We start from the raw sequence: 21316 nt of genomic DNA on the forward strand, positions 1-21316 counted from the left end.
ACGCCTCAGGCCGCCCACCGGAGTGGACGGCCTGAGACCTTGCCATGTGCGCCGCCAGGGACTCGAACCCCGGACCCGCTGATTAAGAGTCAGCTGCTCTAACCAACTGAGCTAGCGGCGCTTGCTGACGTCGAAGACATTACACGGCGCCGACCGGATCCGCCGAATCGTGTTCGAGCGATCACTCCATGTGGCCGTTTCCGGGTTCCGGGAAGTGGCAGGCCGCCTGCTGGTCCGCGCCCGGGGTGCCGCCGACCAGGGCGGGGCGCTCCCGCTCGCAGCGGGCCCGGTCCGCCGGGGCCGTGAGCGCGGCGTAGCGCGGGCACCGGCTGCGGAAGACGCAGCCGGTGCGGCGCTCGGTGGGCGGGGGAGGGTCGCCGGCCAGCAGGATGCGGTCGCGGGCGCGCTCGGCGGCGGGGTCGGGGAGCGGGACGGCGGAGAGCAGGGCGCGGGTGTACGGGTGGCGGGGGTGGTCGAAGACGGCGGAGACCTCGCCCTGCTCGACCGTCCGGCCGAGGTACATCACGCTGACCCGGTCGGCGAGGTGCCGGATCACCGAGAGGTCGTGCGAGACGAACAGGTAGGACAGGCCCAGCTCGGCCTTGAGGCTCTGCAGCAGGTTGAGCACCCCGGCCTGGATGGAGACGTCCAGCGCGGAGACCGGTTCGTCCAGCACCAGCAGCCTGGGCCGTACGGCGAGCGCCCGGGCGATCGAGACGCGCTGGCGCTGGCCGCCGGAGAACTGGTGCGGGTAGCGGACGGCGTGCTCCGGGTCGAGGCCGACCTGGCGCAGCAGCTCGGGCACTCTGCGGGCGATCTCCTCGCGCGGGGCGCGCTGGGCCAGCAGCGGTTCGGCGACGATGTCGCCGATCGGCATCCGGGGGTCGAGGCTGGCCATCGGGTCCTGGAAGACGATCTGCAGCTGGGCGCGGAGCCGGTGGGTCTCGGCCCGGGTGAGGGCGGCGGTGTCCCGGCCGAGCAGTTCGATCCGGCCGGTCTCGGGGGCGCCGAGCCGCAGCAGTTCGAACAGCGTGGTGGACTTGCCGGAGCCGGACTCCCCGACCAGGCCGAGGGTCTCGCCCTCCCGCAGGTCCAGGTCGACGCCGTCCACCGCGTACACCTCGCCGACCTTGCGCTTGAACACCGTGCCCTTGAGGAGAGGGAACGTTTTTCCGAGGCCGCTCACCGACAGCACCGGGGTACGGGCGGAACGGTCGCCGGGGCCGGCGGCGCCGGCGGGCACCTCCGGTACGGGGTAGACCTCGGCGGGTGCGGGCCGCCGCTCGGCGAGTTCCGCCGAGCGCACGCACGCCGACAGGTGGCCGTCGGCCCCTTCCAGGGCGGGCTCGGCCGTGGTGCAGCGCTCCTGCGCCAGCGGGCAGCGCGCCGCGAACGGGCAGCCCTGGGGCAGTTCGGCCATCGGCGCCGGGGTGCCGGGGATCGGCACGAGCGGACCGCCGCGTCCGTCCAGCCGGGGCAGCGCGCCGATCAGACCGAGCGAGTAGGGGTGGCGCGGGGCCGCGAACAGCTCGTCCACCGCGGCCGTCTCGACCACCCGTCCGGCGTACATCACCGCGACCCGGTCGGCCGTTCCGGCGATCACCCCGAGGTCGTGGCTGACCAGGACGAGTGCCGCGCCGGTCTCCCGCTGGGCGGTGCGCAGCACGTCCAGCACCTGGGCCTGGATGGTGACGTCGAGCGCGGTGGTGGGCTCGTCGGCGAGCAGGATGTCGGGCTCGTTGGCGACCGCCATGGCGATCATGGCGCGCTGGCGCATGCCGCCGGAGAACTCGTGGGGGAAGCTGTCCAGGGCCCGGTCGGGCGCCGGGATGCCGACCAGGTCGAGGAGTTCGGCGGCCCGGCGGCGCGCGGCGGCCTTGTCCACCCGCTGGTGGATGCGGACCGCCTCGGCGATCTGGTCGCCGATCCGGTAGACCGGGGTGAAGGCGGAGAGCGGGTCCTGGAAGACCATGGCGATCCGGCGGCCGCGGATCGCGGCGAGCTCCCGGCCGGGCAGTCCGACCAGTTCTCGTCCGTCCAGGCGCACCGAGCCGCTGACGCGCGCCGTGCCGGGCAGCAGTCCGAGCACGGACAGCGCGGTGACGGACTTCCCGGAGCCGGATTCGCCGACGATGCCGAGGGTCTCGCCGCGCCGCAGGGTGAGGTCCACCCCGCGGACGGCGGGGACCGGGCCGTCGGGCCCGGCGAAGTCCACCCGCAGGTCCCGGACGGCGAGCAGCGGGGTTTCGACGGTGGTGGTCACGGGTGCTTCCTACGGCCGGCGGAGTGACGGGTACGGCGGGAACGACCGGTACGGCGTGAACGGCCGGTACGGCGGGAACGACCGGTGCGGCGTGAACGGCGGGGCGCGGCCCCGGAGGTGGGGTCGAGGGCGTCGCGCAGCCCGTCCCCGATCAGGTTGACGGCGAGGACGAACAGCACCAGCAGCGCGGCGGCGAAGTAGAACAGCCAGGGGAACACCGGGGCCTCGCCGGTCCCGGCGGCGAGCAGGGTGCCGAGCGAGACGTCCGGTGGCTTGACCCCGAAGCCGAAGTAGGAGAGCGCGGTCTCGCTCATCACGGCGCCGCCGACCGCGATGGTGGCGTCGATGATGAGGAAGGAGGCGACGTTGGGCAGGATGTGCCGGCTGATGATCCGCAGCGGACGCACCCCCATGAACCGTGCGGCGCGGACGAACTCGCGCTCGCGCAGGGAGATGGTCATCGAGCGGACCACCCGGGCGGTGATCATCCAGTTGAACAGCGCGAGCAGCAGGACGAAGGCGATCCAGCCGGCGCCCTTCAGCCGGGCCGAGACGATGGTGATGATCAGGAAGGCCGGGAAGACCAGCAGCAGGTCCACCAGGAACATCAGCGCCCGGTCCGTCCAGCCGCCGAAGTAGCCGGCGCAGGCGCCGACCACCGAGGCCAGCACGGTGGAGAACAGCGCCACCAGCAGGCCGATGACCAGCGACTTCTGCAGGCCGCGGACAGTCTGCGCGAAGACGTCCTGGCCGACCCCGTTGGTGCCGAACAGGTGCTCGGCGGACGGGGGTTGGTGCAGCGCGGAGAAGTCGGGGGTGGCGTAGTCCCAGGGCGTCAGGTACGGCCCGCCGAAGGCGAGCGCGAACAGCAGCAGCACCACCACGGCGCCGACCACGGCCCCGCGGGCGGCGAGCAGCCGGGACAGGACGAGCCGGCCGCGGCCGGCGGCCCGGGGCGGTCCGGCGGGTGGGCCGGCCTCGACGGGCCCGATAGGCCCGGACGGTTCGGCCGGCTCGGCGGTGGTGACGGTCGTCATCTCGGCTCTCCTCCGGTCAGGACCGCACGCGCGGGTCGAGGGCGGCGTGCAGGGTGTCGGCGAGGAAGCCGGAGGCGAGCACGACGACGGCGGTGAACAGGTTGATCGCGACCACCGAGTTGACGTCCTGTTCGTTGATGGACTTGATCAGCCACTCGCCCATGCCGTGCCAGCCGAAGATCGTCTCGGTGAAGATCGCGCCGGTGAAGATGCCCAGGAAGCTGTAGGCGAACATGGTCGACATGGGGATCACCGCGGTCCGCAGTCCGTGCCTGAGCAGCGCCCGGCCGCGGGTCAGGCCCTTGGCCTCGGCGGTGCGCAGGTAGTCGGAGCCGAGCACGTCGAGCATGGTGCCGCGCTGGTAGCGGCTGTAGGTGGCGAGGCCGCCGAGGGCCAGCGAGACGGTGGGCAGCAGCAGGTGCAGCGCCCAGTCGGCGAGGTGGGTGCCGAGGCCGCCGGTGAGCCCGGGGGTCTCGTAGCCGGTGAACGGGATCACCTCGTGGCCGGCCGCGTCCTTGGCGGCGATGGCGCCGTTCTTGAGGAACAGCGCGACCAGGAAGACGGGGGTGGAGAGCAGCACGAAGGACAGCACGGTGAGCAGCCGGTCGGAGATCCGGTACTGGCGCACCGCGCTCCACGCCCCGACGGCGACGCCGAGGACCATGCCGAGCAGACTGCCGAGCAGCAGCAGCCGCAGCGAGACCCAGACCCGGCGGCCGAAGTCGTCGGTGACCGGGGTGTCGTGGATGGTCCGGCCGAGGTCGCCGTCGAGCAGCCCGCCGGCCCAGTGGCCGAAGCGCTCGACCACCGGGGTGCGGTCGTTCAGGTTGAGCGCGGTGAGCTGGCGCTCCACCGACTCGACGGACGGCCGGGGGACCTTGGCCTCGAAGTAGGTGCGCGGCTGCAGCGCGGTCGCGGAGATCGCGTACGCCAGGAAGACGGCGGCGATCAGCAGCACCGCGTAGTAGCTCAACCGCTTCGCCAGGTAGCGGAGCATCAACGGCCGCCCGTCGCCGTGCGGGTGGGGCCGACGCGTCTGGTGGGCATCGGGTGTGGCCTTCGGTCCGGGCCCCGGTCGGGGCGTCAGTTGGCTGGACTCGCAAGCGGGTTGGGTAAGCGCAGGTCAGAGTGAAGCACCGGCGCACTGAGGCGGTGTTGCGGCCGTGTTGCCGCCCGTGACTTCTGGATCAGGTGTGCGCTCCTCCCCCTGGTGGCGGATCTGATCGGCTGTTACGTTCTGCTCGCTCGGTGCCGAATTGGCTGCCCACGCTCAAGCCCCGTCACACCTCGCGCGCTCCAACTCCCGTCATCGATCCCAGGGGGACCCTCATGGACGCTTCCCGTACGGCCCGCCGTCTCGGCCGGGCGGCCGCCCTCGCCGTCGCCGTCGCGCTCGCGGTCACCGCGTGCACCTCGGGCGGAGGAGGGTCGGCCGACGGCGTGGCCAAGAGCGAGCCGCCGAGACAGGACTCCCAGGACATCAACGTCAAGCCGCTGGACCAGATCAGGGACGGCGGGGAGGTGCGCTTCCAGCTGGACCAGTGGATCACCCAGTGGAACCCGCTCCAGGTGGACGGCGGCTCCTACACCGACACGGTGAACCTGATCCGGGCCGTGGAGCCCTCGCTCTTCCGCACCGACGCCTCCGGCGCCTTCCAGGCCGACCCGGACTACCTGGTGGAGGCCAAGGTCACCTCGGTCTCGCCGCAGGTGGTCACGTACAGGCTGAACCCCAGGGCCAAGTGGTCCGACGGCAAGCCGCTGAGCTACCTGGACTTCAAGGCCGACTGGCAGGCGGGCAACGGCAAGGATCCGGCGTACAACATCTACGACCCCTCCGGCTACGAGCTGATCTCCGCGGTCGAGCAGGGCGCCGACCCGAGCGAGGTCAAGGTCACCTTCTCGGAGCCGTACGCGGACTGGCAGAACCTGTTCCGCCCGCTGATCCCGGCGGCCGGCATCGCCACCCCGGACGACTTCAACAAGGGCTGGGTGGAGAAGGTCCCGATCACCGCGGGTCCGCTGAAGATCGGTGTGGCGGACAAGACCGCGCAGACCATCAGCCTGGTGCCGGACCCGGCCTGGTGGGGCACCCGGCCCAAGCTCGACAAGATCACCTTCCGGGTGATGGACAAGGCCGCGAGCATCCAGGCGTACCTCAACAACGAGATCGACTTCGCCTCGGCCGGCACCGCCACCGCGTACGGGCAGCTCAAGAACGCCAAGGACACCGTGATCCGGGCCGCCAGTCCGTGGGACGAGGTGCACATCTCCTTCGGCGGCACCGGCGCGCTCGCCGACCGGAAGGTCCGGCAGGCGCTCGGCAGGGCGCTCGACCGCTCGGCGCTGATCAAGATCGCCAACAACGGGGTGCCGGTGGAGTTCAAGCCGCTCGGCAACCACATCATCATGCCCAACCAGGCCGGCTACCAGGACAACTCCGGCGAGTGGGCCAAGTTCGACCTGGCCGCGGCCAAGCAACTGCTGGACGAGGCCGGGTGGAAGGAGTCCGGCAGCGGCCAGCCGCGCACCAAGGACGGCAAGCCGCTGGAGCTGCACTGGGTGCTCAGCGACGGCACCCAGCAGGCCCAGGTCGACCTCGCCACCGCGGCGGCGGCGATGTGGCAGGCCGTGGGGGTCAAGGTCGACCTGGACAAGGTGGCGGCCAACGACTACTTCGCCAAGTACGTCACCCCGGGCAAGTTCGACATCGCGAGCTGGCGCAACACCGACTCGTTCCCGAACTCCAAGAGCCTGGCCAACTTCCGTCTGCCGGTGGGGGACAACACCTTCAGCAACCCCTCGCGACTGGGCACCCCGGAGATCGACGCCCTGCTGAAGAAGGCGGCCGGGACGGTCGACCCGACGGAGGCGGCGAAGCTCTACAACCAGGCGGACGCGAAGATCTGGGAGCTCGGCCACACCGTGGAGCTCTACCAGCGGCCCGCCGTGGTGGCGACCCGCAAGGGGCTGGCCAACTACGGTGCCTTCGGCCTCGCCCAGGAGGACTACAGCAAGGTCGGCTGGGAGAAGTAGCCGCCGCCCGAACGGGCCCGGCCGCCGCACGGCAGGCGCTGGCGAGCAGCGCGGTGATCACGAGGCCGGTGGAGCGGGCGCGGGGGGACCGGCTCTGCCGCCCCCGCTGCCCGACCACCCGCCTTGACCTTCCGCGTTGCCCGCAGACCGCCCGTGTCGTGGGGCCCGGCAGGGCCCGCGCTCTTCCAACCGGGGAAGAATCTAGCGGCGCTCCGGCCGCCCGCGAGGCAGCGCGCGGGGCACGCCCGGAAACCCGCCGAGCTGTCACCCGGTTCGCGCACCGGAGCGTCAACTACGGCTGACAGCAAGGAAAAAAGGGGCATTCTTGCCATTGCGGCCCTGGTGTGAGGGGGCTTCCCGCCCCTGGTCCGTGCGCGCACACCGCCGTGCCCGCGCGTGCACACCTGCCGCGCCGATGCGTGTGCCCGTCCAGGACCGCTGCCAGGATGCGCGGGACAGGCACTTCCGCCCCCCTTCCCGACTCCGGAGCAGCTCCGATGGCCAGTGACCCCGCTGCCGCGGCACCCCACAGCCACCCCGTCGATCCGCCGCCGGTGCGCCGGATGGTCCCGCGCGACCGGCACGAGCCGCACCGGGTCTCCACCCCGCTGGAGCTGTTCTTCGACCTCTGCTTCGTGGTCGCGGTCGGCCAGGCCGGGCGGGAACTGGCCCACGCCCTGGCGGCCGGGCACTACGGCGACGGGCTGCACGGCTACGCGCTGGCCTTCTTCGCGATCTGGTGGGCCTGGATGAACTTCACCTGGTTCGCCTCCGCGTACGACGTCGACGACGTGCCGTACCGGATCACCACGCTGGTGCAGATCGCCGGGGTGCTGATCCTCGCCGCCGGGGTGCCGCGGCTGTTCGCCACCCAGGACCTGACGCTGGCGATCGCCGGCTACGTGGTGATGCGGCTGGCGATGGTCACCCAGTGGCTGCGCGCGGCCGCCAGCGAGCAGGGCCTGGCACGAAGGGTCGCGCTGGGCTACGCGGCGGGGATCACGCTCTGCCAGGTCGGCTGGGTGGTGGTGCTGTTCCTGCCGCACGACGTCCGCCCGTACGCCGTCCCGCTCGGGGTGCTGTGCGAGCTGGCCGTGCCGGTGATCGCCGAGCTGCGGATGCGGACCTCCTGGCACCCGCACCACATCGCCGAGCGGTACGGGCTGTTCACCCTGATCGTGCTCGGCGAGACGGTGGCCGCGGCCACCGTCGCGGTGCAGTCGGCGGTGGACGAGCACGAGGACCTGGGCCGACTGGTGCCGGTGGCGGCCGGCGGGCTGCTGATCTGCTTCTCGGCCTGGTGGATCTACTTCGCCCGGTCCGTCCACGAGCACCTGCGCTCCAACCGGCAGGCACTGGTCTGGGGCTACGGGCACTACCTGGTGTTCGGCTCGGCGGCGGCGATCGGCACCGGGCTGGAGGTCGCGGTGGAGTCGGCGGTGCGCCAGGCGCACATCTCGGACACCGCCGCCACCGCGACCGTCACCGTGCCCACCGCGCTCTACCTGCTCACGGTCTGGCTCCTGCACTCCCGGCACACCAAGCGGGGTGCGGCGGCCCAGGCGGTCGCGCCGGTGGGGGCCGTGCTGGTGCTGGCCTGCACCGCGTTCGGCGGCTCCGGGGTGCTCGCGGCGGGCCTGGTCTGCACGCTGACGGTGGCGGTGGGCGTGCTGATCCACGGCAGGGAGAGCCGGCGGGCGGGCGTGTGGACGCGGGGCCGGCGGGCGGGCGCCGGCTAGCCGGCCCGTTCCAGCAGCACCGGTTCGTGCTCCGCCAGCCAGTCCAGGTAGGCCGGGTTGACCCTGGCCAGATCCAGGTAGGCGGCCCGCAGTTCGCCGTACAGCGCGTCCAGGGCGGGCGGGCTGAGCACCCGCGGACGCCAGGTGAACAGCAGCCGGACGGCCAGAGGGTCCCCGTGCACCGGGCGGACCACCGTGCCGGGGCCGGGTAACGAGGTCGGCTGGCACGGGCGGACGGCCTCGCCGGAGGCGACCAGCTCGGCGGCGGTGGCGTTGTCCCGCACCTGGACGACCCGGGGGTTGAGCCCGGCCTCGCTGAACACCCGGCGCATCGCCGCGTACTCGTGGTCGGCGGTCGGGTCGACCATCCAGGTGTCCTCGGCGAGGTCGGTAAGGTGGACGACCGGCCGGGCGGCGGCCGGGTGTCCGGCGGCGAGCGCGACGAACTGCGGTTCCCTGGCCATCAGCACCCGGTGCTCGGCGTCCGGCGGCATCCGCAGCGGGAAGCCCTCGCACTCGTACACGAAGGCCACGTCCAGCTGGTCGGCGGCGACCATCCGCAGCAGCGCGCCGGCCGAGACGTCCACGTGGATGGTGGTGTCGGTGTCCGGCAGCCGCTCGTGCACCCGGCGCAGCCAGGCCGCGACCGCCCGGCTGCCGACGCTGCCGATCCGCAGCCGCCGCTGCCGTCCCGGCCCGGCCGAGTCCCGGGCCTCCTGGCGGGCGGCGGCCACCAGGGCGGCCATCTCGGTGATCACCGGCCGGGCCCGGGAGAGCACCGAGTGGCCGAGCGCGGTGGGCCGGCTGCCGGTCTGCTCGCGGGTGAACAGGGTGCCGCCGATGGCCCGTTCGATGCGGTGCAGCTGGGTGGTGAGGGAGGGCTGGGTCATGCCGAGCTGGAGCGCGGCCTTGCGGAGGCTGCCGCTGTCGGCGATCGCGCACAGCACCCGGAGGTGTCTCACGTCGAGCTCCACGTCCGGAGCATAGACGTCGCCGCACCGTATCGCCAAGGACATGACAGGTATTCAAGGCGTGCCGAAGAGCCGGTCGGCGGACCGACCGGCCGGTCGACCGGCCCGGCGCGCGGCGAACCGGGCGGTCATGCGGCGGTGCTATCGCCGGTTGGCATCATCCGTGACGGCACCGGGCGGGTCGAAGCTCGGTGGGCAGCAACCCGCCCCGGCCACACCGTCGGGGCGGCCCCCACCGCGCGCCGTCCCGGGCCCGGCCCCACCGACCCCGGCGAGCCGGCGCGCCGCGAAACCGGAGCCCCCACATGAATCGATCCGTGCTGTCCGCCGCACTGGGCCTCGCCCTCGCGGCCGGCCTCGCGACCCTGCCCGCCACCGCGGCCTCAGCGGCCCCGGCCAGGTCGGCCCTCCAGGGCTACACCCCCTCGACGTCCGCCGGTCCGGCCGCGGAGGCGGCGGACAACCAGGCCTTCTTCCGGGCCGTGATGGCCTCGGCCAAGGCCCGGCAGGCCGCCGACCCGTGGCTGCTGACCGTCACCGTCACCTACGACACCGCGAACGCGCCCTCCTTCACGAGCCAGATATCCCGGGCCGCGCAGATCTGGAACGGCTCGGAGCGCAACGTGCGGCTCCAGGAGACCGGCGGCAACGGCGACTTCTCGTACTACGAGGGGAGCGACAGCCGCGGCTCGTACGCCAGCACCGACGGGCACGGCCACGGCTACGTCTTCCTCGACTACCAGCAGAACCAGCAGTACAGCTCGCTGCGCGTGGTGGCGCACGAGACCGGTCACGTGCTCGGCCTGCCCGACGACTACTCAGGCCCGTGCAGCGAGCTGATGTCGGGCGGCGGCCCCGGCCCGTCCTGCACCAATCCGTACCCCGACGGCAACGAGCGCGGCCAGGTCGACTACCTCTGGTCGAACGGCCTGGCGGCGCGCGACTGACACGCCCGGCAGGCGGGTTCGGTGCGGCGGGCCGCCCGGCCGGAATCGGGCGGCCCGCCGCTCCGGGTACTTCCCCGCACGGGAGCCTAGTCGCCGCCGGAACGGAATGCCAGGGGCACGAATGAGTCAAGCCGAGGAAAAGACGACTCAATTCCGTTCCGCGGCAGGGGTATTGGATCGTGCTATCGCGGGTTGGCATCATCCGCGCACGCACCGGGTTGCCCGAAGCTCTGGGGACACCACCCGTTGACCAGGTGTTCCCCGTGGCCGGCCCCCAACCGGCCACGTCACCCCAGGAATCGGAGCCCCCACATGAAGCGATCCGTGCTGTCCGCCACCCTCGGCCTCGCCCTCGCGGCCGGCCTCGCCGTCCTGCCCACCACCGCCGCCGCCGCGGCGCCGGCCGCCCCGGCCGTGCAGGGCTACACGGCCACGACGTACGCCGGTTCGGCCGCAGAGGCGGCGGACAACCAGGCCTTCTTCCAGGCCGTGATGGCCTCCGCCAAGGCCAAGCAGGCCGCCAACCCGGGTCTGGCGACCGTCACCGTCACCTACGACGCCAGCTCCGCCCCGTCCTTCCGCAACCAGATATCCCAGGCCGCGCAGATCTGGAACAGTTCGGTCACCAACGTCCAGCTGCGGTCCGGTTCGGCCGCCGACTTCCGTTACTACGAGGGCAACGACAGTCGCGGCTCCTACGCCAGCACCGACGGCCACGGGCGCGGTTACGTCTTCCTCGACTACGCGCAGAACCAGCAGTACAGCTCGGTGCGCGTGGTGGCGCACGAGACCGGCCACGTGCTCGGCCTGCCGGACCACTACTCAGGACCGTGCAGCGAGCTGATGTCGGGCGGCGGCCCCGGCACCTCCTGCACCAACCCCTACCCGAACAGCGCCGAGCGCACCCGGGTCAACTCGCTCTGGGTGCGCGGCTGACCCGGAGCCTTCCCACGGCCCGGGCCGTGAGACCCGGACCGGCCGCGTCGGTGCGGCCGGTCCGGGGCCCCGTCGCGTCGGTGCGCCGCCGGAGGCTGTCGGTGCCGCGTGCGAGCATGCGGGCGAGACCCCTCCGCCCCCGACCGCCAGGAGCCACCGCCATGCCCCGTTCCGTCCCCGACCGGCTCGCCGACCTCCCGTACGCCGAGCTGCTGCGCCCGCACGGCGGGCCGCTGCGCAGCGACGAGCGCTACGACACCGCGCACTTCGACGGCGGCGAGCACACCGACGAGTCGGGCGCCGGGGCGGCCTTCCTGGAGTGCGCCTTCACCGGCGTCGCGCTCAGCGGGGTCAAGCTGCGCCAGGCCCGGTTCAACGACGTCTGGGTGCAGGCCGGCCGCTGGGTCGCCTGCGACCTGAGCGACTCCGAGTGGCAGGACAGCGCCTTCGTCGGCGGGGTGCTCGCCGGGGTCGCCGGGTACGGTTCGGCGCTGCGCCGGGTGGTGTTCCGCGGCTGCAAGCTGGAGGCGGTCAACCTGCGCTCGGCCGTCCTGCGGGACGTCGTCTTCGAGGACTGCCTGCTGCGCGACGTGGACTTCGGCGAGGCGAAGCTGACCGGCGTGTCCTTCCCCGGCTCCACGCTGGAGGAGGTCCGGCTGCGCGGCGCGACGCTGAGCCGGACCGACCTGCGCGGGGCCGTCCGGCTCGGCCTGGTCGACGGCCACCAGGGGCTGCGGGGCGCGGTCATCAGCTCCACCCAACTACTGGAACTGGCGCCGCAGTTCGCCCACGCGCTGGGGATCGAGGTCAAGGACCGCTGAACATCCCGGGGTGTGTCCGTCCTCCTCCGCCCGTTCAGCCGGGCGTCGCCCGGTGACACCCGGAGGAACAGTCCGCCAATCCTGCCGCGCGCATCTGGTGGGCCGCCTCGCGCACGGTGGAGACTGCTGCGCGATCGAGTGAGCCCCGACTTGTGTACACAACATCGCCAGCGAAGGGACGGGCCGGGCTGATGGCCGAGTTGAGTCGAAGGAAGTTCGTCACGCTGTCCGGTGCCGCCGCGGCGGGCCTCGCCGTGGCCGGCACCGGCACCGGCGCCGCGGGGGCCGCCCCGAGCGGCACGGCCGCGACCGCCGCCACCACCGCGCTCAGCACGACCGGCACCATCACCGACGCCCGGCACGTGGTGATCCTCATGCAGGAGAACCGCAGCTTCGACCACTACTTCGGCATGCTGCGCGGCGTGCGCGGCTTCGCCGACCGCAGCGCCATCCAGATCTCCGGCGGCTACAGCGTCTTCAACCAGCCGAACGGCCTGTTCGGCCGGCAGTACCCGTGGCAGTTCAGCCAGACCAAGCCGGCCGGCGGCGCCGACCCCGAGCGCCTGGCCCAGTGCAACGGGGACCTCAGCCACGGCTGGTCCGACCAGCACAAGGCGTGGAACGGCGGCAAGCTGGACTCCTGGGTCGCCGCCAAGGGCAACGTCCGCACGCTCGGCTTCCTCACCCGCCAGGACATCCCGTTCCACTACGCGCTGGCCGAGAACTGGACCATCTGCGACGCCTACCACTGCTCCGTACTGAGCGCGACCGGCCCCAACCGCACCTACCACTGGTCCGGCCAGATCGACCCGGCCGGCGCCGCCGGCGGCCCGGCCTACGACGGCGGCGACGAGAAGGGCCTGCGCTGGCAGACCTACGCCGAGGCGCTGGAGAGCGCGGGCGTCAGCTGGAAGGTCTACCAGAACGCCGCCGACAACTACGGCGACAACGCCCTGGCGTACTTCAGCAACTTCACGGGCGCCGCGGCCGGCAGCCCGCTGGCCGTCAAGGGCATGGGCTCGGTGCCCAAGGCCACCGGGCGGACCCCGGACGACATCGCCGCCGCGATCAAGGCCGACGTGCTGGCCGGCACCCTCCCGCAGGTCTCCTGGATCGTCGCCGACCAGGCCTCCTCCGAGCACCCGTACGCCACCCCGGCCGACGGCGCGCACTTCGTCCACATGGTGATCGACGCGCTCAACGCGGACCCGAACGTCTTCGACTCGACCGTCCTGTTCCTCAACTACGACGAGAACGACGGCTTCTTCGACCACGTCCCGCCGCCGGCCGCCCCGGCCGGCACCCCCGGCGAGTTCTACAACGGCACCAACATCGGCCTCGGCTTCCGCGTCCCGCTGATCGCCGTCTCGCCCTGGACCCGCGGCGGCTGGGTCAACTCCGAGACCTTCGACCACACCTCGGTGCTGCGCTTCCTGGAGGTCTGGACGGCCGCCCTCGGCAAGCCCGCCACCTGCCCGAACATCAGCGACTGGCGCCGCAAGGTCTGCGGCGACCTGACCAGCGTGTTCGACTTCGCCAACCCGGTGTACGGCCTGCCCGCGCTGCCCGACACCTCGCAGACCATCGGCCTGTCCGCCTGCGGCCCGCTGCCCAACCCGGCCCCGGTGAACAACCAGCTGCCGGTGCAGGAGCCCGGCACCCGCCCGGCGCGCGCCCTGCCGTACCAGCCGAACGCCAACCTGGACCACTGGGACGCCGACGCCAGTGGTGTCATGCACGTGTGGGTGAAGATGTCCAACGAAGGCGCCGCCCGCGCCGCGCACTTCGCGGCCTACGCCAACGCCTACCGCGGCGGCGGCCCCTGGCAGTACACCGTCGACTCCGGCAGCCCCGCCACCGACTTCTTCAACTGCGGCACCAACGGCTTCGGCAACGGCAAGTACGACCTGACCGTCGTCGGCCCGAACCGCTTCCTGCGCCGCTTCACCGGCGACCTCACCAAGGCGGGCAAGAGCGCGGCCGTCACCGCCTCGTACGCGGTCGAGCCGGGGACGGGCAAGCTCGCGCTCTGGTTCAAGCTCGCCAACTCGGGCAGCACGCCGATGACCTTCACCATCGCCTCGAACAACTACCGGACGGACGGCCCCTGGACGTACCAGGTCCCGGCCGGCGGCAGCGTCGACGACTTCTTCAACGCGGTGGCCCACACCAACGGCTGGTACGACTTCACCGTCACGGTGGACGCCGACAGCAGCTGGTCCCAGCGGTTCACCGGCCACCTGGAGACGGGCGCGCCGAGCGTCACCGGCTGACCGCTCCCGGCGCCGCGGGCCCCGACCGCTCACCGGTGGTCGGGGCCCGCGGCGGTTCGGCCGCCGGCCCCAGGACCGGGGGGAGGGCGGGAACCGGAGGCAGCCGGGCCGGCGCGGCTCAGTTCCCGTGGCCGTAGCCGGAGTCGACGATCCGCTTCGCTCCCTCGGCGTAGTAGCCCGGGTCCGCGGGGAGGTCGGTGGCCAGGCAGTCGACGTACCGGTTGTACATGCAGAACGCGGCGGCGATCAGCACGGTGTCGTGGATCTCGGTGTCACCGGCGCCGGCCGCGCGGGCGGCCGCCACCGCCTCCGGCGAGACCGGCGCGGCCTGCGCCTGCACCTGCGCCGCGATCCGCAGCAGGGCCCGCATCCGCTCCGGGAGCGGCGCGGACGAGAGGTCGGCCAGGGCCGCCTTCACCAGGTCCTCGCCGCCGTCCAACTGCGCCGCGGCGAAGGCGCTGTGGGCCCCCTCGCAGAAGCGGGTGCCGTTGAGGTGGGAGACGTACGCGGCGACCAGCTCGCGCTCGCCCCGGCTCATCGGGGCCGGGGCCCGCAGCAGCGCGTCGGCCAGCATGCCCAGTGGGGCGGCGGTGTCCGGACGCAGCGTCAGCAGTCCGCTGATCCCCGGCAGTCCGTTGTCGATGGCGATGTGCGGCACGGTGCGCTCCTTCGGCTGGGCAGGACGGACGGCGCTCCATCCTCACGAGTGCCGGGCCGGGCCGCCAACTCCGAGATTGCCCTGACCGGACGGGAGCGACCGGCCGGCTCTGCACGCCCTGCCGGCCCCGCCGGTCCGGGCGCTCAGGCGAACGGCCCCCGGGGGAACCAGGGGTCGTGGACCTCCCGGGGCCCGTCGGAGGTCAGCAGGGTCAGGCTGTGGGCGCCGGAGGCGTACTCGGCCAGCTGGACCGCGCCGTGCCGGGTCTCCAGCTCGGCCTGCACGGGCACCGGCAGCTTGGTCAGCGCCCGCCGCAGCTGCAGGGCGTCGCGCCGGCTGATCGGCTGCGGGGAGCGCAGCACCAGCCGCAGCGGGCTGAGCGGCCCCGCCACCGGCACCCCGCTGCCCAGCTCGTAGCCGACCGCGCCGATCGGCCCCCAGGGGAGCCGGTGGTCCGCCACCAGCCGGCCGACCTCCGGCAGCAGGGCCAGCGCCGGGATGCCGGCCAGCCGCTCGGGGGCCAGCCGCTCGCGCCGTCCGGCGAGCTGCTCGGGCCGCAGTGTCCTGGCCACCGCCGCCCAGGGGGCCAGTGCGTCCATCCGCTGTCCGGGGCGCGGGCCGCGCACGGTCACCGGGAACCACAGCTCGGGCGCCGCCTCCGGGTCCCGGGTGCAGCGCTGGGGGTGCGGCAGGTCGGCCGGGTTGCCGACCACGGCGGGCGCCCGGCCGACCGTGACCCAGGGGTGCGCCCGCAGCACCGCCCGCGCCCAGTCCGGCAGCTCGCCGCCGGCGAGGGGCCGCAGCGAGCTGGGGCACTGCATCAGCAGCAGGTCGTGGGTGCCGGGCAGCCGGCCGTCCAGGGCGGCCAGCGGACCGACCCGCCGGCGCGGTCCGTCGTGCGGGTCCTCGGCGGTGCGCCGGGCGTGGCTTCCGGGGTGTACGACGGTCACAGCGGGCTCCAGAGGGTGGCGTCGATTTTCGCCGACGGCCCCAATCTGCGCCCGGCCGGCGGCCCCCGGCTACGGCCCTTGGGCGCGTCCACCAGGGACCAAAGGCTCAAGGTGCGCCCGTGGGCACCCGGTGTGAGAGTGGGGGCAGCCCGGTCATCAGACTTTCCGTCCATTCCCTTTGGAGGAGTCATGGGCATCTTCGAGAGGTTGTTCCACCGGTCGCAGCACGAGTCCGCCGGGCAGGAGGCCGCCCAGCGCGCCGCCCTCGCCCACGACGAGGCCGCCGACGCGTACACCAACGACGTCGAGCGCACCCGGGACCAGCAGGAGAAGCTCGCCCAGGAGAAGCTCGCCCAGGAGGAGGCCGACCGGCGCGCCGCCGAGAACATGACCGCCGAGGGCGACCCCTGGGACTGAGCCCCGGACTCAGCCCGTACGGGGCGGCAGCGGCGGGCGCCGCAGGTCCGGCCGGGGCGTGGACTCCGGCGGGGGCGCCGCGGCGGGCACGTCCTCCAGCAGCTCCAGGGCCAGCTGGACGGCGGTGACCAGTTCCGGGTGGCGCCCCCGCGCCCAGTCGCGCGGGGTGCGCAGCACGTGCACGTCCGGCTCGACGCCCTGGTTCTCCACCGACCAGCCGAGGCCGCCGCCGAACCAGGAGGCGTTCTTCGGCACCGAGATCTGGGTGCCGTCGCCGAGGGTGTGCCGCCCGCTCATCCCGACCACCCCGCCCCAGGTGCGGGTGCCGATCACCGGGCCGAGCCCGAGCAGCTTGATCGCCGCGATGATCACGTCGCCGTCCGAGCTGGTGGCCTCGTCGGCCAGCGCCACCAGCGGTCCGCGCGGCGCGTGCCGGGGCCAGCGCACCGGGTGGCGGCCCCGGCTGAAGTCCCAGGCCAGGACGTGCCGGGAGAGCTTCTCCAGCACCAGTTCGGAGACGTTGCCGCCGGCGTTGCCGCGCACGTCCAGGACCAGTGCGGGCTTGTCCAGCTCGCGCCGCAGGTCCCGGTTGAACTGCGCCCAGCCGGAGCCGCCGAGGTCCGGGATGTGCAGGTAGCCGCACCGCCCGTCGCTGTACTCCCGGACCAGGGAGCGCCGTCTGGCCACCCAGCTCTGGTAGCGGACGGGCCGCTCGTCAGTCAGCGGGGTGACCACGATCCGCCGCACCGGGCCGTCCGGGCCGCTGCGCAGGGCCAGTTCCAGGGTGCTGCCGCCGGTGCCGGCCAGCAGCGGCAGCGGTCCGCGCACCGGGTCCACCGGGCGGCCGCCGACCTCCAGGACCTCGTCGCCGTCCCGGACGCCCTGGGCGGCCAGCGGGGCGCGGGCGCGCGGGTCGGAGGTCTCGCCGGGCAGCACCCGGTGGACCAGCCAGCGGCCGTCGGGGGACTGGCGGGTGTTGGCGCCGAGCAGGCCGAGCGGCTGCTGGGCGAGGACGGGGCCCTCGGCGCGCCGGGACGGGGTGACGTAGGCGTGCGAGGTGCCGAGTTCGCCGAGGAGTTCGCGCAGCAGGTCGGCGAAGTCGTCGGGGGTGCAGACCCGGTCCAGCAGCGGCTCGTACTGGGCGACCAGCGCGGGCCAGTCCAGGCTGGACATCCGTTCGTCCCAGAACTGGTCCCGGACGATCCGGGCCGCCTCGTGGTACGCCTGGCGCCACTCGGCGGCCGGGTGCACGGTGTGGGTGATCCGGCGCAGGTCGACGGTGGTGCCGGCGGCGGGGGCGGCGACCGGGATCACCCGCAGCGCCCCGGCCGAGTAGACCGCGATCGAACCGCCGTCCCCGGAGACGGCGTAGCCGTCCAGCTTGTCGACCAGGGTGCTGCGGGTGCCCCGGGCGAGGTCGAAGTGCTCCAGCGAGGGGCGCCCCGAGGTGTCCTCCGGGCTGGCGAAGGTCTGTCCGAGGGTGCCGGAGATCGGCCAGCGCAGCCAGACCAGGCCGCCGCGCACCGCGTCGGTGGCCGAGTACTTGGAGGTGATCACCGGGAACTGGAGCAGCCGCTCGCCGATGCCCTCCGGGTCGACCCGGACGGTGCCGTCGCCGCCGCCGTCGCCGTGCGGGGCGCCGTCCTCGGCCGGGGCGGCGAACGGTGAGGGGGTGTCGGCGGCGAGCGACACGAGGTACGGGCGGCAGCCGACCGGGAAGGAGAGGTCGCCGGTGTGCACGTCGTGGACCGGGTCGAAGCCGCGCCAGGACAGGAAGGCCAGGTAGCGGCCGTCCCGGGTGAACACCGGCTGCTCGTCCTCGAACCGGCCGTCGGTGACGTCGGTGGTCCCCGCGGGCGTGTCGGCGCGGGTGAGCCGGATGCGGCGCAGCGAGCGCCCGGCGACCGGCTCGGACCAGGCGATCCAGTGCGAGTCGGGGGAGAAGCGGGCGCTGGAGACCGGTCCGTAGCCGGAGGCGGCCACCTCGCGGACCTCGCCGTCGGCGGCGGAGAGCAGCAGCAGCCGCCCGTCCGAGGTGGCGACGGCGAGCCGGCTGCCGTCGGGGGAGGCGGTGAGCTCCAGGACGCGGCCGATCCGTCCGGCGGCGAGCAGCCGGTGGCGGTGCCGGTCCGAGCCCTGGTGGCCCGGCGGCCCGGCGTGGCCGGGCAGCGGCACCACCTCGATCGCGTCGGCTCCCTCGGCGTCGGTGATCCAGGCCGCCTCGCCGGTGTGCCCGAGCACCACCGGCAGCCGGGTGCGCACCCCGGGGGTGTCGGCGAGGGCGCGGGCCGGACCGTCCTTGTGGGTGAGCCAGTACTGGCTGCCGCGCACGGTGATCACCCCGGCCCGGCCGGTCTGGTCGCAGGCGAGGTCCTTGACCTGGCCGGCGGTGTTGACCTGGTACGGGCGGCGGCCGGCCCGGGCGCCGCCGAGCGGGACGTGCAGCCGGTGCGGGGCGGGGGCGTCCAGGCCGTCCAGCAGCCAGAGGTCGCCGGCGTGCTGGTAGACGATCCGGGTGCCGTCGGTGGCGGCCTCGCGGGCGTAGTAGGAGGCGTGGTCGGTGTGCCGGCGCAGGTCGGTCCCATCCGGGCGGCAGGAGTAGACGTTGCCGATGCCCTCGTGGTCGGAGAGGAAGGCGATCCGGCTGCCGAGCGCTCCGGTGACCGGCATCGGTGCGGCGAGGTGCCCGGTGTGCTCGGGCAGGATCCGCTCGCCGTCCACCCAGAGCCGGCCGGTGGCGCCGCCGCGGTAGCGCTTCCAGGCGGCGGGCTCGTGCGGGGCGGCGCCGGTGAGCAGCACGGTCCGCTCGCGGCTCATCTGGGCGTCGCCGACCGGCCCCCAGGGCATCCGGCGCCCGGGGGAGCCGTCCGGCGGCAGGGCGTGCGCCCAGGTGTAGTGGCCGAAGGGCTCGTGGTAGGAGGTGACGGCCAGCACCTCGCCGTCCGGCAGCCAGCCGCGCACCCGGGTGTCGTGGCTGCCCCAGAAGCTGAGCCGGCTCGCCTGGCCGCCCTCGACCGGGGCGGTCCACACCTCGGGGGTCAGGCCGAACCAGCTGGTCCAGGCGAGGGTGGTGCCGTCGGGGGAGAAGCGGGGGTGGCTGACCCGGGTGCGGTCGCAGCCGACCCGCCAGGCCCGGCCGGTGCCGGCGCCGTCGGCGTCCAGCGGGGCGATCCAGACGTCGTCCTCGGCGGTGAAGGTGAGCAGGCCGCCGTGGAGGTGGGGGTAGCGGAGGTAGCCGGGCGGGGTCACCCCTCCATCCTTCGACGGGGTGTCACCCCCGGCAACCGGAGAAGTCGGGAACCGGTCTGGACCATTGACACCGCCCTGTCGAATCCACTTCAGTGGTCTAGTCCAACTTGGGTGCCAGGCCGGGCCGTTCCCCCCACTGGCGCGTGCTCCGGCGTGCCCTCGGACGTCCCCCACGACCGCGCCATCGCAGGAGCACCCGCATGCGCAGAACACCCATGCCCAAGACCCCGGTCAGGGGCCGCCGCGCGGCCCTCGCCGCCGGTACCGCCTCCGCCGTCGCCGCGGCCGCCCTGGTCGGCGTCACGCTGGGCCTGGCGCCCGCCGCCTCGGCCGGCGAGTTCCTGGTCAACGGCGGCTTCGAGTCCGGCTCGCTCGGCCCCTGGAGCTGCACCGGCAACTCCGGCAGCGTCGTCACCGCCCCCGTGCACGGGGGAGGTCGCGCGCTCGCCGCGGCCGCCACGGCCGGCGACACCGCCCAGTGCGCCCAGACCGTCACCGTCGCCCCGAACACCACCTACACGCTCAGCGCCTTCGTCAACGGCTCGTACGTCTACCTGGGCGTGGACGGCGGCGGCCCGAGCACCTGGACGCCGGGCACCGGCGGCTCGTACCAGAAGCTCAGCGTCAGCTTCACCACCGGCGCCAACCAGACCAGCGCCACCGTGTACACCCACGGCTGGTACGGGCAGGGCACCTACTACGCGGACGACATCTCGCTGGACGGCCCGGGCGCGCCCAGCCCGACGCCCACGCCGACCGCCACCGCCTCCCCGACCGCCACCGCCTCGCCGACCGCGACGCCCACCGGCACCCCCTCGCCGACCGGGACTCCGACGGGCACCCCGACCGGCACGCCCACCAGCCCGCCCGCCGGCAGCCACGCCCTGGTCGGCTACCTGCACGCGAGCTTCGCCAACGGCGCCGGCTACACCCGGATGGCCGACGTCCCGAACTCCTGGGACTTCATCGACCTGTCCTTCGGCGAGCCCACCTCCGTCACCTCCGGCGACATCCGCTTCAACCGCTGCCCGGCCACCGAGTGCCCGACCGTCGAGTCGGACGACGAGTTCAAGGCCGCCATCGCCGCCAAGCGGGCCCAGGGCAAGAAGGTGCTGATCTCCATCGGCGGCCAGAACGGCCAGGTCCAGCTGACCACCGCCGCCGCCCGGGACGCCTTCGTCAGCTCGGTCTCGGCGATCATCGACAAGTGGGGCCTGGACGGCCTGGACATCGACTTCGAGGGGCACTCGCTCTCCCTCAACACCGGTGACACCGACTTCAGGAACCCGACCACCCCGGTCATCGTCAACCTGATCTCCGCGCTGAAGACCCTCAAGGCCAAGTACGGCCCGGGCTTCGTGCTGACCATGGCGCCGGAGACCTTCTTCGTCCAACTCGGCTACCAGTACTACGGATCCGGACCCTGGGGCGGCCAGGACCCGCGCGCCGGGGCGTACCTGCCGGTCATCCACGCGCTGCGCGACGACCTCACCCTGCTGCACGTCCAGGACTACAACTCCGGCTCCATCATGGGCCTGGACAACCAGTACCACTCGATGGGCGGCGCCGACTTCCACGTCGCGATGACCGACATGCTGCTCAAGGGCTTCCCGGTGGCCGGCAACGCGAACAACGTGTTCCCGCCGCTGCCCGCCTCCAAGGTGGCCATCGGCATGCCGGCCACCACCAACGCGGGCAACGGCTACGTCGCCCCGGCCGAGGTGAACAAGGCGCTCGACTGCCTCACCAGGCTGGCCAACTGCGGTACGTACGTGCCACGTTCGGGTGCCCAGCCGAACCTGCGCGGACTGATGACCTGGTCGATCAACTGGGACCGGTTCGGCGGCCAGGAGTTCTCCAGGAACTTCAACGGCTACTTCGGCCGCTGAGCCGTTGAGCCGTTGGGTCGCTGAGCCGTTGAGCCGTTGAGCCGTTGAGCCGTTGAGCCGTTGAGTCGCTGAGTCGCTGAGTCGTTGGGTCACTGAGCCGTTGAGCGGCCGATCCGACGGGCCGCCGGCC

The 21316-nt window shown here is 73.4% G+C and carries 15 protein-coding genes and 1 tRNA gene; 8 read left to right on the forward strand and 8 right to left on the reverse strand.

The annotated features are described in order from the left end of the window. Positions 1-47 precede the first annotated feature (47 nt). The 4 genes from ACZ5OX_RS25920 to ACZ5OX_RS25935 form a co-directional block, all read right to left on the reverse strand. Positions 48-121: transfer RNA gene (locus ACZ5OX_RS25920), tRNA-Lys, on the reverse strand. 60 nt (positions 122-181) lie between these two features. Beyond that, positions 182-2263, reverse strand: a complete 2082-nt coding sequence (locus tag ACZ5OX_RS25925; RefSeq protein ID WP_465633351.1) for an ABC transporter ATP-binding protein — start codon at positions 2261-2263, stop codon at positions 182-184. After that, positions 2260-3300 carry an ABC transporter permease gene (locus tag ACZ5OX_RS25930; protein WP_465633353.1) on the reverse strand — a complete coding sequence of 347 codons (1041 nt, stop codon included), beginning with the start codon at positions 3298-3300 and terminating at the stop codon, positions 2260-2262. Before ACZ5OX_RS25930 ends, ACZ5OX_RS25925 begins: the two co-directional genes overlap by 4 nt. Positions 3301-3316: 16 nt before the next feature. After that, positions 3317-4297: an ABC transporter permease gene (locus ACZ5OX_RS25935; protein WP_449808803.1), complete on the reverse strand. Its 981-nt coding sequence runs from the start codon at positions 4295-4297 to the stop codon at positions 3317-3319. Between the two features lie 332 nt (positions 4298-4629). Here ACZ5OX_RS25935 and ACZ5OX_RS25940 point away from each other — a divergent pair, with 332 nt between their 5' ends. Together ACZ5OX_RS25940 and ACZ5OX_RS25945 are read left to right on the forward strand one after the other, a co-directional pair. Beyond that, positions 4630-6336, forward strand: a complete 1707-nt coding sequence (locus ACZ5OX_RS25940; protein WP_465633355.1) for an ABC transporter family substrate-binding protein — start codon at positions 4630-4632, stop codon at positions 6334-6336. Between the two features lie 497 nt (positions 6337-6833). Next, positions 6834-8075 carry a low temperature requirement protein A gene (locus tag ACZ5OX_RS25945; RefSeq protein WP_465633357.1) on the forward strand — a complete coding sequence of 414 codons (1242 nt, stop codon included), beginning with the start codon at positions 6834-6836 and terminating at the stop codon, positions 8073-8075. Here the strand turns inward: ACZ5OX_RS25945 and ACZ5OX_RS25950 are convergent. Next, positions 8072-9049, reverse strand: coding sequence for a LysR family transcriptional regulator (locus ACZ5OX_RS25950; RefSeq protein WP_465633359.1), 978 nt, complete (start codon positions 9047-9049; stop codon positions 8072-8074). The two genes, ACZ5OX_RS25945 and ACZ5OX_RS25950, sit on opposite strands and share 4 nt — an antisense overlap. A 302-nt stretch (positions 9050-9351) precedes the next feature. Here ACZ5OX_RS25950 and snpA (ACZ5OX_RS25955) point away from each other — a divergent pair, with 302 nt between their 5' ends. The 4 genes from snpA (ACZ5OX_RS25955) to ACZ5OX_RS25970 all read left to right on the forward strand — a co-directional run bounded on the left by snpA (ACZ5OX_RS25955) (position 9352) and on the right by ACZ5OX_RS25970 (position 14023). Further along, positions 9352-9993: a snapalysin gene (gene snpA, locus ACZ5OX_RS25955; RefSeq protein WP_465633361.1), complete on the forward strand. Its 642-nt coding sequence runs from the start codon at positions 9352-9354 to the stop codon at positions 9991-9993. A gap of 312 nt (positions 9994-10305) precedes the next feature. Beyond that, positions 10306-10929 (forward strand): snapalysin, encoded by a 624-nt coding sequence (snpA, locus tag ACZ5OX_RS25960; protein ID WP_465633363.1) that lies wholly within the window; start codon positions 10306-10308, stop codon positions 10927-10929. A gap of 161 nt (positions 10930-11090) precedes the next feature. Then, a complete protein-coding gene (locus tag ACZ5OX_RS25965) occupies positions 11091-11750 on the forward strand; it encodes a pentapeptide repeat-containing protein (RefSeq protein WP_465633364.1) in 660 nt (219 codons plus the stop codon). 191 nt (positions 11751-11941) lie between these two features. After that, the gene (locus ACZ5OX_RS25970; protein WP_465633366.1) at positions 11942-14023 is read left to right on the forward strand and encodes a phosphocholine-specific phospholipase C; all 2082 of its coding nucleotides are present in this window, start codon (positions 11942-11944) and stop codon (positions 14021-14023) included. Between the two features lie 118 nt (positions 14024-14141). Here the strand turns inward: ACZ5OX_RS25970 and ACZ5OX_RS25975 are convergent, their stop codons facing one another. Continuing rightward, a complete protein-coding gene (locus ACZ5OX_RS25975) occupies positions 14142-14681 on the reverse strand; it encodes a carboxymuconolactone decarboxylase family protein (RefSeq protein ID WP_392881245.1) in 540 nt (179 codons plus the stop codon). A 143-nt stretch (positions 14682-14824) separates the two neighbouring features. Beyond that, on the reverse strand, positions 14825-15631 hold the full coding sequence (locus ACZ5OX_RS25980) for a phosphoribosyl-dephospho-CoA transferase MdcG domain-containing protein (RefSeq protein ID WP_465633368.1): 807 nt from the start codon (positions 15629-15631) through the stop codon (positions 14825-14827). Positions 15632-15820: 189 nt separating this feature from the next. Here ACZ5OX_RS25980 and ACZ5OX_RS25985 point away from each other — a divergent pair, with 189 nt between their 5' ends. After that, complete coding sequence (locus ACZ5OX_RS25985; RefSeq protein WP_465633369.1) at positions 15821-16048, forward strand: hypothetical protein; 228 nt, start codon at positions 15821-15823, stop codon at positions 16046-16048. 9 nt (positions 16049-16057) lie between these two features. On the opposite strand, the gene ACZ5OX_RS25990 is transcribed toward ACZ5OX_RS25985, so the two are convergent. After that, a complete protein-coding gene (locus tag ACZ5OX_RS25990) occupies positions 16058-19297 on the reverse strand; it encodes a S41 family peptidase (protein ID WP_465633371.1) in 3240 nt (1079 codons plus the stop codon). Between the two features lie 200 nt (positions 19298-19497). Here ACZ5OX_RS25990 and ACZ5OX_RS25995 point away from each other — a divergent pair, with 200 nt between their 5' ends. After that, positions 19498-21186, forward strand: a complete 1689-nt coding sequence (locus tag ACZ5OX_RS25995; RefSeq protein ID WP_465633373.1) for a chitinase — start codon at positions 19498-19500, stop codon at positions 21184-21186. Positions 21187-21316: the final 130 nt, after the last annotated feature.

The sequence above is a fragment of the Kitasatospora sp. NPDC032121 genome (assembly GCF_055580145.1).